The sequence below is a fragment of the Deinococcus radiopugnans ATCC 19172 genome (assembly GCF_006335125.1).
GTDB lineage: Bacteria > Deinococcota > Deinococci > Deinococcales > Deinococcaceae > Deinococcus > Deinococcus radiopugnans.
Window position 1 is genome coordinate 109,498 of the sequence record NZ_VDMO01000012.1, and the last position, 12,446, is coordinate 121,943.

15 protein-coding genes and 3 pseudogenes are annotated in these 12,446 nt (G+C 63.9%); 8 read left to right on the forward strand and 10 right to left on the reverse strand.

What is annotated here, in order from left to right; genetic code table 11:
• Window positions 1–152 precede the first annotated feature (152 nt).
• The 5 genes from FHR04_RS12485 to FHR04_RS12505 form a co-directional block, all read right to left on the reverse strand.
• Window positions 153–1,958 carry a type IV secretory system conjugative DNA transfer family protein gene (locus FHR04_RS12485; protein ID WP_139403736.1) on the reverse strand — a complete coding sequence of 602 codons (1,806 nt, stop codon included), beginning with the start codon at window positions 1,956–1,958 and terminating at the stop codon, window positions 153–155.
• Window positions 1,955–2,374, reverse strand: coding sequence for a hypothetical protein (locus tag FHR04_RS12490; RefSeq protein ID WP_139403737.1), 420 nt, complete (start codon window positions 2,372–2,374; stop codon window positions 1,955–1,957). The genes FHR04_RS12485 and FHR04_RS12490 overlap by 4 nt, the downstream gene beginning before the upstream one ends.
• Before the next feature lie 15 nt (window positions 2,375–2,389).
• Complete coding sequence (locus FHR04_RS12495) at window positions 2,390–3,109, reverse strand: hypothetical protein (RefSeq protein WP_139403738.1); 720 nt, start codon at window positions 3,107–3,109, stop codon at window positions 2,390–2,392.
• A 5-nt stretch (window positions 3,110–3,114) separates the two neighbouring features.
• Window positions 3,115–3,594 carry a hypothetical protein gene (locus FHR04_RS12500; protein ID WP_139403739.1) on the reverse strand — a complete coding sequence of 160 codons (480 nt, stop codon included), beginning with the start codon at window positions 3,592–3,594 and terminating at the stop codon, window positions 3,115–3,117.
• 482 nt (window positions 3,595–4,076) lie between these two features.
• The gene (locus FHR04_RS12505; protein WP_139403740.1) at window positions 4,077–4,580 is read right to left on the reverse strand and encodes a hypothetical protein; all 504 of its coding nucleotides are present in this window, start codon (window positions 4,578–4,580) and stop codon (window positions 4,077–4,079) included.
• Window positions 4,581–4,773: 193 nt separating this feature from the next.
• Here FHR04_RS12505 and FHR04_RS12510 point away from each other — a divergent pair, with 193 nt between their 5' ends.
• Together FHR04_RS12510 and FHR04_RS21010 are read left to right on the forward strand one after the other, a co-directional pair.
• Window positions 4,774–5,052, forward strand: coding sequence for a hypothetical protein (locus FHR04_RS12510; protein WP_139403741.1), 279 nt, complete (start codon window positions 4,774–4,776; stop codon window positions 5,050–5,052).
• A gap of 34 nt (window positions 5,053–5,086) precedes the next feature.
• The gene (locus FHR04_RS21010) at window positions 5,087–5,233 is read left to right on the forward strand and encodes a glycine zipper domain-containing protein (RefSeq protein ID WP_170213946.1); all 147 of its coding nucleotides are present in this window, start codon (window positions 5,087–5,089) and stop codon (window positions 5,231–5,233) included.
• 10 nt (window positions 5,234–5,243) lie between these two features.
• Here the strand turns inward: FHR04_RS21010 and FHR04_RS12515 are convergent, their stop codons facing one another.
• A complete protein-coding gene (locus FHR04_RS12515; protein ID WP_139403742.1) occupies window positions 5,244–5,486 on the reverse strand; it encodes a hypothetical protein in 243 nt (80 codons plus the stop codon).
• Window positions 5,487–5,606: 120 nt separating this feature from the next.
• On the opposite strand from FHR04_RS12515, the pseudogene FHR04_RS21680 reads away from it, so the two are divergent.
• Window positions 5,607–5,846 (forward strand): annotated as a pseudogene (locus tag FHR04_RS21680) (IS3-like element ISBcen23 family transposase); the annotation flags it as partial.
• A 39-nt stretch (window positions 5,847–5,885) separates the two neighbouring features.
• Here the strand turns inward: FHR04_RS21680 and FHR04_RS21430 are convergent.
• Complete coding sequence (locus FHR04_RS21430) at window positions 5,886–6,326, reverse strand: hypothetical protein (RefSeq protein WP_249039105.1); 441 nt, start codon at window positions 6,324–6,326, stop codon at window positions 5,886–5,888.
• Between the two features lie 148 nt (window positions 6,327–6,474).
• Here FHR04_RS21430 and FHR04_RS12525 point away from each other — a divergent pair, with 148 nt between their 5' ends.
• Window positions 6,475–8,553: a UvrD-helicase domain-containing protein gene (locus FHR04_RS12525; RefSeq protein ID WP_139403744.1), complete on the forward strand. Its 2,079-nt coding sequence runs from the start codon at window positions 6,475–6,477 to the stop codon at window positions 8,551–8,553.
• 43 nt (window positions 8,554–8,596) lie between these two features.
• Here FHR04_RS12525 and nucS read toward each other — a convergent pair whose 3' ends face one another.
• Window positions 8,597–9,352, reverse strand: a complete 756-nt coding sequence (gene nucS, locus FHR04_RS12530) for an endonuclease NucS (RefSeq protein ID WP_139403745.1) — start codon at window positions 9,350–9,352, stop codon at window positions 8,597–8,599.
• A 104-nt stretch (window positions 9,353–9,456) separates the two neighbouring features.
• Here nucS and FHR04_RS12535 point away from each other — a divergent pair, with 104 nt between their 5' ends.
• Entirely contained in the window at window positions 9,457–9,780 is a 324-nt protein-coding gene (locus tag FHR04_RS12535) for a heme-binding protein (RefSeq protein WP_249039106.1), read from the forward strand.
• 33 nt (window positions 9,781–9,813) lie between these two features.
• Window positions 9,814–10,089 carry an ankyrin repeat domain-containing protein gene (locus tag FHR04_RS12540; protein WP_338084765.1) on the forward strand — a complete coding sequence of 92 codons (276 nt, stop codon included), beginning with the start codon at window positions 9,814–9,816 and terminating at the stop codon, window positions 10,087–10,089.
• A 223-nt stretch (window positions 10,090–10,312) separates the two neighbouring features.
• Here FHR04_RS12540 and FHR04_RS12545 read toward each other — a convergent pair whose 3' ends face one another.
• A complete protein-coding gene (locus tag FHR04_RS12545) occupies window positions 10,313–11,254 on the reverse strand; it encodes a DUF808 domain-containing protein (RefSeq protein ID WP_139403748.1) in 942 nt (313 codons plus the stop codon).
• A gap of 170 nt (window positions 11,255–11,424) precedes the next feature.
• Between FHR04_RS12545 and FHR04_RS12550 the strand changes: the two genes are divergently transcribed.
• On the forward strand, window positions 11,425–11,895 hold the full coding sequence (locus FHR04_RS12550; RefSeq protein ID WP_139403749.1) for an MgtC/SapB family protein: 471 nt from the start codon (window positions 11,425–11,427) through the stop codon (window positions 11,893–11,895).
• Window positions 11,896–12,013: 118 nt separating this feature from the next.
• Window positions 12,014–12,197, forward strand: a pseudogene (locus FHR04_RS12555) (IS6 family transposase); the annotation flags it as partial.
• 19 nt (window positions 12,198–12,216) lie between these two features.
• On the opposite strand, the pseudogene FHR04_RS21685 reads toward FHR04_RS12555, so the two are convergent.
• A pseudogene (locus FHR04_RS21685) lies at window positions 12,217–12,446 on the reverse strand (IS1 family transposase); the annotation flags it as partial.

Below are 12,446 nucleotides of genomic sequence, written 5' to 3' on the forward strand. Positions count from 1 at the left end.
GTTCCCTGCTGCTGTGCGAAGACGGTTCCGAACAGCAATAAACCTGCCGAGATTCCCCAGACCTGTGTTCGCCGCATATATCGATATTAACATAAATACCTATAAGAGCAGAACCACCCCGCTCCTCAGAGATCCAATCCAGCCACCAGACCCTAGAAGCCGATCAGCGGCTCTTCTTCGTGTCGCTCCCCCACGCCTGCGGACGACTTTCCGGAGGCGGCGGCTCCATCAAGATCAGCCGTCTGGGGGGTGGTGGCCGCCTGATCCGCCGCAACAGAGGGTGTCACCTGAGCTGCTTGCGGCTCCAGCGCGGCGCGGCTGACCCGCGTAACTGGCGGAGCCTCGGCCGCCACCTCAGCCCTTTCCGGCGTTTCCAGGTCACCCAGAACGTCGATCTCTGGCAGGGGAAAGGCCTGGGCCACCACAAAGCTCTTGAACCGCCACGGCTCCAGGCGGTGCGCGAAGATCGGCGGCAGCTCGTTGGTCAGGATGACGCTGTGGGTAGGCTTGAGCTGGCCGAACTCGGCGGCGGTGATTAGCTCCCGTGTCGTCAACCGGACGCCGCTCGACAGTTCATGCGCGTGTTCCTGCTTGTTCAGGCTGCGGTCTTCCACCATGTACTGCCCACAACTGTTGGACACGAAGGCGGCGGTGCTTTCCTTGTCCGCCTCGTTGCGGTCCACGGATGGCAGGAAGATCTTGGTGTGGATGTTGTCCAGCAGAGTGGTTTTCCCTCCCCTGCCCCAGCGCTCGCCGAGCTGTGCGAGGCTCTGCACGTACATGCACAGGTAAATACCACGGCCTGACACGGTGGCGCTGTAGTCGGGCATGTTGTGGGGCGTCGCCCGGTAGGCCTCGTCGAAGATGCCCAGGGTTTTGACGCCGTGCTGCGAATAGTGCGGCACATTCAGGTCGTAGGTGCGGAGCATGGTCCGAATCACCGAATCCACCACAAGATTGAACAGCGGAAGGGTCAGATCGAGCTCCGACTCCCGGAAGACCAGGTACACCGTCACCGGGCGGTCCATCAACTCCCTGGCGCGGAAATCGCTGGCACTGGTCATATGGATCACACCGTCGGTGGTGAGGTACTGGGCCGCCGTGACGAGGCGCTGCCAGCTGTTTTTGAGAAAGCGGTCATTTTCCGCTGCCGCCCAGTCCATCTTGTCGGGCGCTTTGGACAGGAAGGCGGTCAGCCACTTGCTGACCATCCGATCGCCCAGCTTGTGCAGCTTCAGGGCCGCGCCTTTCAGGCCCTCGGCGTCGTACAGCAGTTCGTCCAGGGTGGGAATCACCGGCCAGCCATTCACCTTGGCGGCCTTGATGATGGCGGCCAGCGCGGCAGCGGCCCGCTGCGCGAACACGGCGTTCTCGCCATCCTGATCCGGCGACATGAAGGCGGTGGCCGCGCTGAAAATCTGCTCGTCGGTTTCCATTTCCGCGAAGGGGTCAAAGCGGTGGCTGCGCTCGAAGCTGCTGGGATTGAGGATGATGACTTTTTGCCCCAGCACGTCCTGCCGGTAGCCCGCCGTTGCCTCGCTGATCTCGCCCTTGATGTCCACGACGAGGGCGCTGCCCCGCCATTGCAGCAGGTTGGAGGTGATGCTCAGGCCTTTGCCGCTGCGGTTGGGACCAAACCACATGAAATGGCCCAGTTCCTTCTTGCCCGCCGAGCCGGGCCGCACCGCCAGCAGGGTGCGGTAGGCGGACCCGATCAGCACTCCGTCTCCTTCCAGGGGATGATGCGTGAGGGTGTCCAGTTCGGCGGGCCGGGCGAAGTGGCCGTCGTACCGGCGCTCGGCCACCGTGTCTTTGAAGTTGTAGACGAACCAGAACCCGGCCAACAGTGAGGCCAGGGCCATCGGCCACAGGCCCAGCATGAACAGCGCCAGCGACGCGCTGACCACCAGCAGGGCGAGCAGGTAGCGCAGCATGAACTTCGCGTAGTTGACCCTCACAGGGCGCGCCGGGGTGGGGTGGGCGAGTGAAGCTTGGCCGCCTCGACTTTCGCCGCGTTGACGCGGGTGTCGCGCATCGCCACCACTTCAGGCCGCCAGATCAAACCGAGCAGGGCGCTGAGGACGCCGAACAGCAGCCCGCCCAGGAGCAGGGCCTTGATCGGCAGCGGGGCGCTCCAGGTCACGAGAAAGGTTTGCAGGCACCCGCTGGAGCGAAAGCAGTGGTCCAGGTAGCCGAAGCTGAATGAGCCGCCCTGGTGACTCTGTTCATAGGCCCGCTTCACCGTTGCGGCGGCCCGGCTCAGGTCCGGCTGCAAGCTCAGCAGGATCAGCAGCGAGAACAGGACGGTGGAGACGATCCCCAGCCATTTGGTGAGCATGGGGCGCATGTCCACATACATGGTTTGCAAACGCATGGATGGACCTCCTGATCAACCGAATTGAATGTCGATGGTCTTTTTCTGGTCGGATGACTCGCTCTCCTCGACGCCGCGTGGCGTTCCGCCAGATGAAGTGGTTTGATCTGCGAACCTTTCTTTCCAGCTCTCCTCCAAGTGGCGGTAGAGCCGACTGTGGAACTGCTGCTCCAGATCACCCGTCTTCCGCAGGGCAAAGAAGTCCTCACGGGTGAGGCGGGTGTCCCTGGGCAGGACGACATGGGCGTGCGGATGTTCGGTGTGTCCGGTGTGGCCGGCATGCACCGCCAGGTAGTAGCGGCTGACGCCCTGGGCGTGAAGCACCGCTGTGGCCCAGCGTTCGGTGTCCTTTTCAGACATGCTCCGGTCACCGCTGCTGAGAACGATGTGGTAGAGGTATTTTGACCGGTCCGCCGCCAACCGCTCGAACAGGGCCTGCCGCTGCTCCGGGTGGGCCTGGAGGTTGACGCGGCCTTCCGGCATGACCAGGTCACGGCTGATGCGGTGGGCGTGTTCGTGGTCCGGGCGGGTGGTGAAATAATCAATGTTTCGCAGGACGGCGCTGGCCCGGCCCCGGCCTGGATTCGCGCCTGTGGTGGGAAGCGTGCGGTAGCGGGCTTTGACGACGGTTTGAAGTTTGGATCGTTGGCTCCGCCCGGCCGTGGGCGGCTGAACGTTCCGGCTGCCCCGCGCCTTGCGGCTGCCCAGCACATCGTCTATGTCCGTGTACCCCATGGGCGTCATTCCAGGCCCTGTTCGTCAGCGCCCGTGAGCCTTTGTTGTTTGTCGGCGTGCAGGCCCGCGCTCTGGCGGTACACCTCGTTCAGCGTGGTCAGCTCGTCAACGTGTTTGTGGCTGGCGGCCCAGGTCTGGCTCCACTGTTTTTTCTCGATGGCCTTGATGCGTTCCACGGACATCGGCGTCTCGTAGTGCATGGCCGCCTGCACCATGCGGCGCGCGGTGCCGGCTTCCATGTAGGTTCTGACCTGGAAGTCGAAGGTGCGCTCTAAAAACTGTTGCAACTCCTGTCTGACCACTTGCCGGACCGTGGGCAGCACTAGGGCTTCACCCGCCTCGTTCGCCTCCGCCTGGGCGGCGTAGGACAGCAAGGCCCCGCCCAACTCGGTCAGCGGCATGCCGGACTCTGCGGCTTTGGCCCGCAGGAAGCTGGCCACCTCTCCTGACACCCGCACTTGAATTTTCTCTGTCACTTCCTTCATCGCGCCTCCTTTTTACAGATATTAGCGTAAATATCTATAGCTGAAGAGGCACTTGTGCAGCTCCCGAACACAGAATCTGTTGACAGCAACCAGATTCTGGAAAAAGACCTGCCAGCAAACGGAAAATGAACAGGCGGAATCGGACCCTTATCCTGCCTTACGCACCTCAACACGCCAGCACCCCACACCCACCTTCAAAAACGGTCTTGGCAGGACCGTTGGCCGCCCGCTCCTCAAGCAAGACGCCCAGCCACCCCAACGGGCGGCCTCCCGCCGGTGGCGGGACCGTCGTGGCCCCCCTTCAACGTCATCGTTCACGCCTACGAGGTCTGGGCCAAAGCTCTGGCGTTCGCGCCTTCCGCGCCCAAGCGGAGGCGTTCCCAGCATGCCCTGTCGCCCTGCCAAAGAACCGTTGACCCGTGCCTCACCACGCCACTGCGCGCCGCCTGAGCCACCGATTCTGCGGATGGTTTAGATCAACATCAGTCTTCGCCAGTAGAGGTTGCTCCTGGGTCAACTGCACCTTGCTCAGAGCCTTGACGGGGCTGAGGCGGCGCGGCCATTCTCTCAGATCCGGCGTCGTTCAGCTTGGGCTTGGACCGCGTTTGCCGGACCTTGGGACGCTTGACAGCGGTTCGCGCCGCCACCCGTGCCTGGAGCTGCTCACGGTACTGTGCGGCCACCCGGTCAAAGTCCACTGCGCCGCTCGTCACATCTTCGGCATGGGCCACCACCCCCTGTCTGGCCCGGTGTAATGCCAGTGAACGCACCGTCTTGTCATACCACCGGTCAAAGGAAAGATCGGTCCTCACCAGATCGTCCTTGCATTTTCGGCAACCGATGGTGAAGGAGTCGGCAACGGGAACAGCCACGATCTCGCCCGTCCGCAAAGCCGCCTGATACTCCCGGTAAAAACGCACGGCAGAGACGCCTTCGGGCAGCGTGTTGATCAGGGTTGAAACCGCCTGGATGGCTTGCTGGGTCATAGCGCCAGTCTAGCAGCAGGAATGGATATTTACATCAATATCGGCAAGGTGAGAGGCAGCAAAGACAGTTTCTGTCGCCGTAATCGGTGTGGCATGGGCGGGTCAGCTCCCTCATTCTGAGCCGAGCCGAGTTGTCTGATCAACCGGTGGCCGGGTAAGGGGCAGAGAAGACACTACTGGTTACACTGACGGCATGGTCAAAACGCCGATCCGACGGTTCTCATACCTGGGTCACGACATCGAGATCATCCGGGAACGCACCAATCTTCCCGCCACCTCGAAGTTCGAGCCGCGCGTCGGCGTCCAGGTGCGCTATAGCCTGAAGTTCGACGGCCAACTCACCGATTGGAGCGAGTTCGTTGAGGCTACGGAGGATGAGGCGTCCGCGCAGGCCATGATCGAGCTGGCCCTGCGGCGCACGCAGACTCTGAGCAACGAGAAAAAATCCTCTGGCGTCTCACCCGCAGCCTGAATCGTTCGCTGTCACCGCTTTGTTAGGGTGAGGCATGAAGAACAGACCGACACTTGCCGCCAGCATCGCCCTTGGAATCGCCGTGGGGGCCGCCCTGGGCGTGGCCCTGGGGGATCTCGCCGTGGGCATCGGGCTGGGTATCGCCCTGGGAGCCGCCTTCGGTTTCCTGCGCTCCAAGTAGGGCCAGGCCTTCAGGCCATGGTGGCGTGAAAGCCCAGCCGGGCTAGCTCGTCCACCCAGCACTTTCTGGCCTGGACCATCCGCTCGGGGTCAGGGTGGTTGAGCACCACCGTCAGTCCGGTGCCGGACACGGGATGGGGGGTCGGCCCGTACGTCGCAACGACATCCTGAAAGCCAGCCTGAATGATGGCCTCCACCACTGCGTCGAGCTGTGCTGTGGTGGGAAGCTCTTGGACCAGGACATAACTGGGCATACCGTCAGGATAAAAAACCAAAAATGACAGGCGTGAGGTCGCATAAAGACAGGGGGCGCAGCCCAAGCGAAGCCTCACACTTGGTGATCTGTCAAGGATTTGGTGGAGGCTCAGTTCGGGATGGGGGTTTGCTCCTCAAAGCGTGGCTCCCCAGCCTTTTTTCGCAGCGACAACGGCTCAGATTTTACTGCCGTGATCTCGGGATCTGGCTCGCCGTACAGGACATTGGAACCCGAAACACCCTCCCAGGAAAACCGTGGCTTCAGCGGCTTTGCCGAGAGCTTCCATGCCCGTCTGCGCGCAGAAGGTCTCAATCAAGAGGTGTTTTACTCCGCCAAACACGCCCAGGTACTGCTGGACGATTGGCGGGCGTTCTACAATGTCCGCAGACCCCACTTGTCACTCAGCTACCGGATCCCAGACGAGGTTGCTGAGCAGGCCAGGGGACGGGCTGCCGCCCCCTTTGCGGAAACAACACCGCAAATGTGGCCGTCGGCCCGTCCCCTGGGTGAGCCGGGAAAGCCGATGTTGTCCCCTTGAGCTGAGTCGAGTCTCGACGCGAAACCGTCCAACCTTTTGGGGCCAGCACAGCACCAGGGTGGTGACCACCACGCCCGTACTTTTTGGGCTGCGCCACAGGATCAGTTCCAGTAGCAGCAAGCCCATCGTCAGCGCGGGATACGCGGGGCGGTCAAAGGCCGTCCCCTGGCCACTCAGGGGGTCCAGAATGGCGCCAAGGCAGAAGGCGACGGCCGCGACCGGCATCGCCAGCAGCAGAATCAGTCGCCAGCCATCTGATTCGGTGGATCGCACTGATAACGAGGTGGCGTGGCGATTCATGTCTGTGCTGATGATGAGGAGAACAGCCGCACTCAAGTCTTACTTCACCGTTTCCTTCTCCCGTTTCCGGTGTGGTCCTGAATGCCCTCACACGCTGATCTCCACATCACCACGGTGTGCTGGCCTATCCTAATCGCAGGAGGCCCGAGTGAACCGGCGCGCGATTCCCCCACACTTCACGACCGAGCAACGCGCCTTCCTGTCGTGCGTCATCACGACGCCCGCCCACATCTTCCTGCGCGCCACCGCCGGTGCCGGCAAGACCACCACCCTGCTCGAGGCTGCCTGGCAGCTCGGGCAGCCCGGCGTCTATTTCGCGTACAACAAGCACGCCGTCGCTGACCTGCAACCCCGCCTGCCCCGCCCGGTCCGTGCCCGCACCCTCCACGCCCATGGGCTAGGGTTATTGAACAGCCAGACGGCAGGGCTGGAACTGGTCCGCGATAAGGGCCGACAGGTGGCGGCCCGCGTCCTGCGCAGTCCCCGAGCTCCCGTGTACGCCGCCGCACGCGCCTGGGACATTGCCCGCGAGGAAGGCCTCCTCACCCTCACTCAGACCGACGCCGAACGCCTCGCCGCCCGCAGCGACTGGCGCGGCCTCCCCCACGAACTCCAGGACCTGATCCCCGCCATGCATGACGCCGGTGACCACCTCTGGCAGGATGCCCGCAGCGCGGACTACACGGACATGCTCTGGCTCCCGGTCCGTCACGGCTACGGCCAGCACAGCCTGCGCCTGGCCCTGGTGGACGAAGCCCAGGACCTCACGCCCCTCCGTCAGCAGTTCGTCCAGCACCTGCTCGGCCTGCCAGACGCCACGGACGCAGGACGGCTGATTTTCGTGGGCGACAGCGATCAGAGCATCTACCTGTGGGCCGGCGCAGACCCCGCCGCCCTGAGCCGCCTGAAGACCGCGGTCAATGCCGTGGAGTTGCCGCTGTCCGTCTCGTTCCGCTGTCCGCAGGAAGTGGTGAGGTACGCGCGCGCGTACAGCTCGTTCATTCAGCCCGCCCCACAAGCCACACCCGGCATGATCGAGCATGTCAGCGCGGAGACGGCCACGTATGAACGGGGCGACACGGTGCTGTGCCGCACGAACGCGCCCTTGATCCGGCTGGCGCTGGAACTGATGACCCAGCGGGTGAGTGTCAGCGTGGTGGGCCGGGATCTGGAAGTCAGGTTGCGGGAGGCCTTGATGGCGGCCTTGCCGGCGCACGGCACCTTTGAGAATGACAGCGTGACTGAACTGGCGCGGGCGTACCTGGCCCCGCTGGATGAGCCATTGAAGCAGCGCGCGGCGGAGGGGGACCGGGCGGCCCGGCAGCAACGCACGGAACTGTATGACCTTGCCCGCTGCCTGCGGTATCTGGCGTGGGTGGTGTCCCGGGCGTCGGGAGAGGGCACGCTAGAGGGGGCGCTGGCCTTGCTAGCAGAGTTGTGCCGGGAGGATGCGGATGCGGACGTCATCCTGGCGTCGGTGCACCGGGCGAAGGGGAAGGAGTGGCCGCGCGTGACGATCCTGTACCCGGAGCTGATGCCGCTTGCGCAGGGGGATGAGGCCGAGGAGCGGGCGGTGCAATTCGTGGCGGTGACGCGGGCGCAGCAGGTGCTGCGTTTTGCGTATGGGAAGGAGGCATGGGCGACGCAGGCGTTCGTGAAGCCAGGTGAACTCCCGAACGCTCCACCACAGGAGGTCACCCGGTCCGGCACTCAGCCTGCCCAGGCTGCACGGGCATCAACAGTGCGGAAACCCAAAGTGCAGCCTGCCCCCAGGATCATTCGGCCGGGAGGAGCAGACACCCTGCTGGGAGGCGACGTTATGCTGGGACGGGAAACGGTGCGCGAGCGGCTGCTGACCCTGGCGGAGGAGGACCGCGCGCTGGTGCGGGTCTGGGCGTTGACCGGCTTGCAAGCGCTGTCGGGGACGCGTGAGGCTGTCGTGGCCGTGCATGAGGCCTATCTGCTGGCCTACGAGCAGGCAGCGGCACTGGCCCGCTTGGCGCAGCCCGTGGGGCGTGGACGGGGCGTAGCGATCTGTGTGTTTGAGTCACCTCTGGCGCGGGTGCAGTTCGCCAGAAAGATCCGGGTGGGCAAGGCCATGATCCGGCTGAAGCTAGGGGGACAGGACTTGCGGTTTGAGCTGAGCAGTGGGGAGCTGGTGGGGGCGGTGGGACCGCTGTCCACGTTCATTCTGCCGGAGGCGCTGGAAAGCTTACGGGCGAGTTGAGAGGCGGCGCTGCGAGGGCCAGAGCGTGAACCAGTTCCGCTCTTCAATCGAATAAGGAGGGGAGGGCGACTGGAGCCGGCGCGTCTGGCCACGCCCCGATCTCACGGAACTCCAGCCCCCTGGCACGCAACTCCTTAAGCGCAGGCGCGGTGATCGACGGTGCCGCCAAAATGCCCCGGACTGTCCCTATCCCAGACTTCTGAACGGTAGCGACGTAGCGGCCCAGTTGGCTGACGGCGTCCTGGGTGGCCCGGCCCCGCTTGAGTTCTACGACGACGTACTGGCCTTGAGTATCTTTTGCGTACAGGTCAATGCCACCGGAATCAATCAGCAACTCGCGGTCCAGCACGGTCAGGCCGGGTTCGATTAATTCCGGGTGACGTGCCAGGGCGTCCTGCATCTGCTTCTCTGAACCGGACAGTGTGAAAGACGCCTCCTCGTGCAACTCCAGCGCGAGCGCCAGGTGCGGGTGAAGAAAGGTCACGCGCACCAGTTCCTCCGGACTGCGGCGGGACGCGTGCAACACACAGTGACCATGTTCGACACGGGCGCTGAGTTCGTCCGTACGGGGTTGCCAGTTCATCGGCTTGATGCCAGTGGGGGCATGGATCTGGAGACTGCCGTCGCGTTTGATCATCACGAGGTACGCACCAACTTCGGCCGTGCTGGCGGCACGGCCGTGGTAGGTAACTTCGGCCAGGCCGGCGATCTGGAGGAGAACGTCACGGGTGCGGGTATGGGTGTTAAGGAAGGTGGTCAGGCTGCCAGGGTCCGGCGTGAGGAGTTGAGAGCGGATCATGCCGGTATGGTGGCACAGCACGTCAGCGGGTCCTGATCAACGCAGTGAGGTGAACCCAACCACCCGACATGCTGTGAATGTCTCGAACACTTTGCGACAAACAAATGTGCGCTGCCACCGTCGTGGACCGCAGCGGCGTGGTCCTGGCCATGGCCCGTTCCGAGAACGCTGGGCCGCACACCCTGGGGGCCAGCCAGGGCAAGGCGTTCACCAGCGCCAGCGCCCGCAACCTGACCAGTACCATTGCCAAGGGGCTGGAAGCCAATCCCGGCCTGGCCGACATCCCCGGCTACCTGGTGCTGGCCGGCGGCGCACCGATCCGCGTGGGCGGCGCCGTGGTTGGCGCCGTCGGTGTGGGCGGCGCACCCAGCGGGTTGATCGACGAGACGTGCGGCACCGACGCCGTGACCACGGTGCTGGGCAAGTAAGTTGCAAGGCATGAGGTTGTCCAGATCGTTGCATTGATCGTACTGGGCAGCCTCTCGCCTCTGCTGGGATCGTGCCAGGCTCAGGGGGGCGAGCTACCCTCCGTGCGCGAGATCTTGCGGATCACCGATATCGACGTGAACCACGTCAACAATCTGGGCTGGATCGCCCTGCTGGAAGCCGTGATCCTGGGCGACGGCGGCCCCACGCACACCGAGATCGTGCGCGAGCTGCTGGCCCATGGGGCAGACCGCCGCATCGCAGATCGGGAAGGTGTCACACCCCTTCAGCACGCGCGTCAGCGTGGGTAGACGGCGATGGTGAGGCTCCTTGGGAACAACGTCGGCTCCGACTGAGTCTTTGCCTTTTGAGCTGATCAGCCGCGCCCTTCTCCCGTCCGCCCACGTTGGGCTTCACCTGTCGAGCAGGGCGCAACTTGTCTTCTCATTCGAGTGGAACGAAATGGGACCTTCATCAGGTCAAGTCCTCGTCGTTCAGATCTGGTGGAAGCTTGATCGTCTGAACCACTGGCACTCAGTGTGCTCTGGCTGTCTTGGGTCGCAGGTGCAGCGCCGCCACGATGATCCCGCCCAGCACGATGCCCACGAGGGCGGACCCCAGCGTTTCCACCAGCCACTCCACCACGCCCGCTGCCAAGGGAATGGCGTGGCCTGCCGCCAGGGCCAGATCGTGCAAGGTGTGTGCGGGCCAGCCCAGTCCGAACTTGTCCAGGCCGTCGACGATGATGTGACCGCCCACCCACAGCATCGCCGCCGTGCCGATTGCCGACAGCGCCGACATCACCACTGGCATGCCCTTGACCAAGCCGCGCCCCACTGCCTGAGCTGCCCTGGAACCCCTGGCCACCAGCCGCACGCCAAGATCGTCAGCCTTCACGATCAGCCCCACCACGCCGTAGACCAGCGCCGTGATCATGAAAGCCACCACCACCAGGATCAGCGCGCGAGCAAATAGGGGCTGCGTGGCCACTTCCGCCAGCGAGATCGCCATGATTTCCGCCGACAGGATGAAGTCGGTACGAATCGCGCCCGAGACCATCTTCTCCTCGTGGGCGTCGCTGGCGAGCTTGATGACGTCCTCTCCCTCTGAGTTGTGGTGGCCCCAGATCGCCTCGTACAGCTTCTCGGCCCCCTCGAAACACAGGTACGTCCCGCCCACCATCAGCAGCGGATTGAGCGCCCACGGCAGAAACTGGCTCAGCAGCAGCGCGGCGGGCAGAATAAACACGATCTTGTTTTTCAGCGAACCCTTGGCGATGCGCCAGATGATCGGCAACTCGCGGTCCGGGGTGAAGCCGGTGACGTAGCGGGGCGTGACCGCCGTGTCGTCCACCACGACGCCAATCGCCTTGACCCCGGCCTTGCCCGCCGCCGCGCCGATGTCGTCAATGGAGGCGGCGGCCAGCTTGGCCAGCGCGGCCACGTCATCGAGCAGGGCGACGAGGCCGCCGCTCATCGGCCCACGTCCATGCCTGGGTGAGAAAGACAAAAGCCAGAAAGACGAAAGAGCGCGGGCGGAAGCGGCCAGGAGGTCATCAGGCCGCTCACCCTAGCAAGAGTGGATGAAGCCTTCAGCAGCCCTGCACAGAACCATCCGTTCGGGCCGGGCTGCGTACACTGCCCGGCATGGACTCTTTCTGGAACGAACTCAAACTCATGCAGGGCCCGCTGGTGGCCTTTGTGCTCAGCGGAATGATCGGCTGGGAACGCGAACGCATGCACCGCAGCGCGGGCCTGCGGACCCACATGCTGGTGGGCATGAGCGCGGCCCTGTTCGTGGTGCTGGCCGAATCCCTGATTGTCTCGTTTGGCACCGACGACAATGGTGTGCGCTTCGACATGATCGGGCTGCTGGGCGCGGTGGTCAGTGGCATTAGTTTCCTGGGGGCCGGGGCGATTTTCTCGGACCGGGGCCAGAAGGCCAAGGGGCTGACCACGGCGGCGGGCCTGCTGGCGACGGCGGGTGTGGGCGTCGCCTGTGGGCTACACCTGTATGTGCTGGCGACGGGGTCCACACTGCTGTTTCTGTTCACGCTGGCGGTGGTCCGGCGGCTGGCCCAGGGCGAGGCGGACAGCGCTGCCGAGGAGCAGGAGTAAACCGTGACCCGTTCGGAAAGGCTGTCAGACTTACTGCCCATCGAGGGTCTTCCAAGGCCGCTTTACAGCTCTTACACACAACGGTTCTGGCAACTTAACGCTGGTAGGCTAGGAAGCTGTGACTGACCGGAAGCCCTACCGCCACCGTTTTCCCCTGAGCGTCATCGGCTACGCCCTGCGGCTCTACCACCGCTTCGCCCTCAGCCAGCGGGACGTTCAGGAACTGCTCCACGAGCGCGGTGTTCAGGTCAGCCACGAGAAGGAAGCGGCAATGGAACATCAAATTTGCCCCGCTCCTCACTGGTGGGTAGTTGGCTGGAACTATGCCCGACAGGGGACGCCCTGCGGCTGTGATAGCCAGTCCCGCACCTTCCAGACGTGATCGGTCAGCCCGATCGTCATGGCCGGTGTGCGCTGGAGATACAGCTGACGTCCCTTCGGGACGTCGAGCTGCCTCCGCAGACCCCGTTGAACTCGGCACCAGTTGTAGATCCCCTGCACCAGATGAGCCAGGCTCACCCGGTGAATCCTCAGCCTCGCGAATGCGAGGC

Excerpts from the sequence above, each read along its gene's own strand:
- FHR04_RS12515 (WP_139403742.1), bottom strand. The coding sequence starts at position 5,486 with ATGCCCAGTTATGTCCTGGTCCAAGAGCTTCCCACCACAGCACAGCTC.
- FHR04_RS21430 (WP_249039105.1), bottom strand. The coding sequence starts at position 6,326 with ATGAATCGCCACGCCACCTCGTTATCAGTGCGATCCACCGAATCAGAT.
- FHR04_RS12505 (WP_139403740.1), bottom strand. The coding sequence starts at position 4,580 with ATGACCCAGCAAGCCATCCAGGCGGTTTCAACCCTGATCAACACGCTG.
- FHR04_RS12490 (WP_139403737.1), bottom strand. The coding sequence starts at position 2,374 with ATGCGTTTGCAAACCATGTATGTGGACATGCGCCCCATGCTCACCAAA.
- FHR04_RS21010 (WP_170213946.1), top strand. The coding sequence starts at position 5,087 with ATGAAGAACAGACCGACACTTGCCGCCAGCATCGCCCTTGGAATCGCC.
- nucS (WP_139403745.1), bottom strand. The coding sequence starts at position 9,352 with ATGATCCGCTCTCAACTCCTCACGCCGGACCCTGGCAGCCTGACCACC.
- FHR04_RS12535 (WP_249039106.1), top strand. The coding sequence starts at position 9,457 with ATGTGCGCTGCCACCGTCGTGGACCGCAGCGGCGTGGTCCTGGCCATG.
- FHR04_RS12500 (WP_139403739.1), bottom strand. The coding sequence starts at position 3,594 with ATGAAGGAAGTGACAGAGAAAATTCAAGTGCGGGTGTCAGGAGAGGTG.
- FHR04_RS12495 (WP_139403738.1), bottom strand. The coding sequence starts at position 3,109 with ATGGGGTACACGGACATAGACGATGTGCTGGGCAGCCGCAAGGCGCGG.
- FHR04_RS12510 (WP_139403741.1), top strand. The coding sequence starts at position 4,774 with ATGGTCAAAACGCCGATCCGACGGTTCTCATACCTGGGTCACGACATC.
- FHR04_RS12545 (WP_139403748.1), bottom strand. The coding sequence starts at position 11,254 with ATGAGCGGCGGCCTCGTCGCCCTGCTCGATGACGTGGCCGCGCTGGCC.
- FHR04_RS12550 (WP_139403749.1), top strand. The coding sequence starts at position 11,425 with ATGGACTCTTTCTGGAACGAACTCAAACTCATGCAGGGCCCGCTGGTG.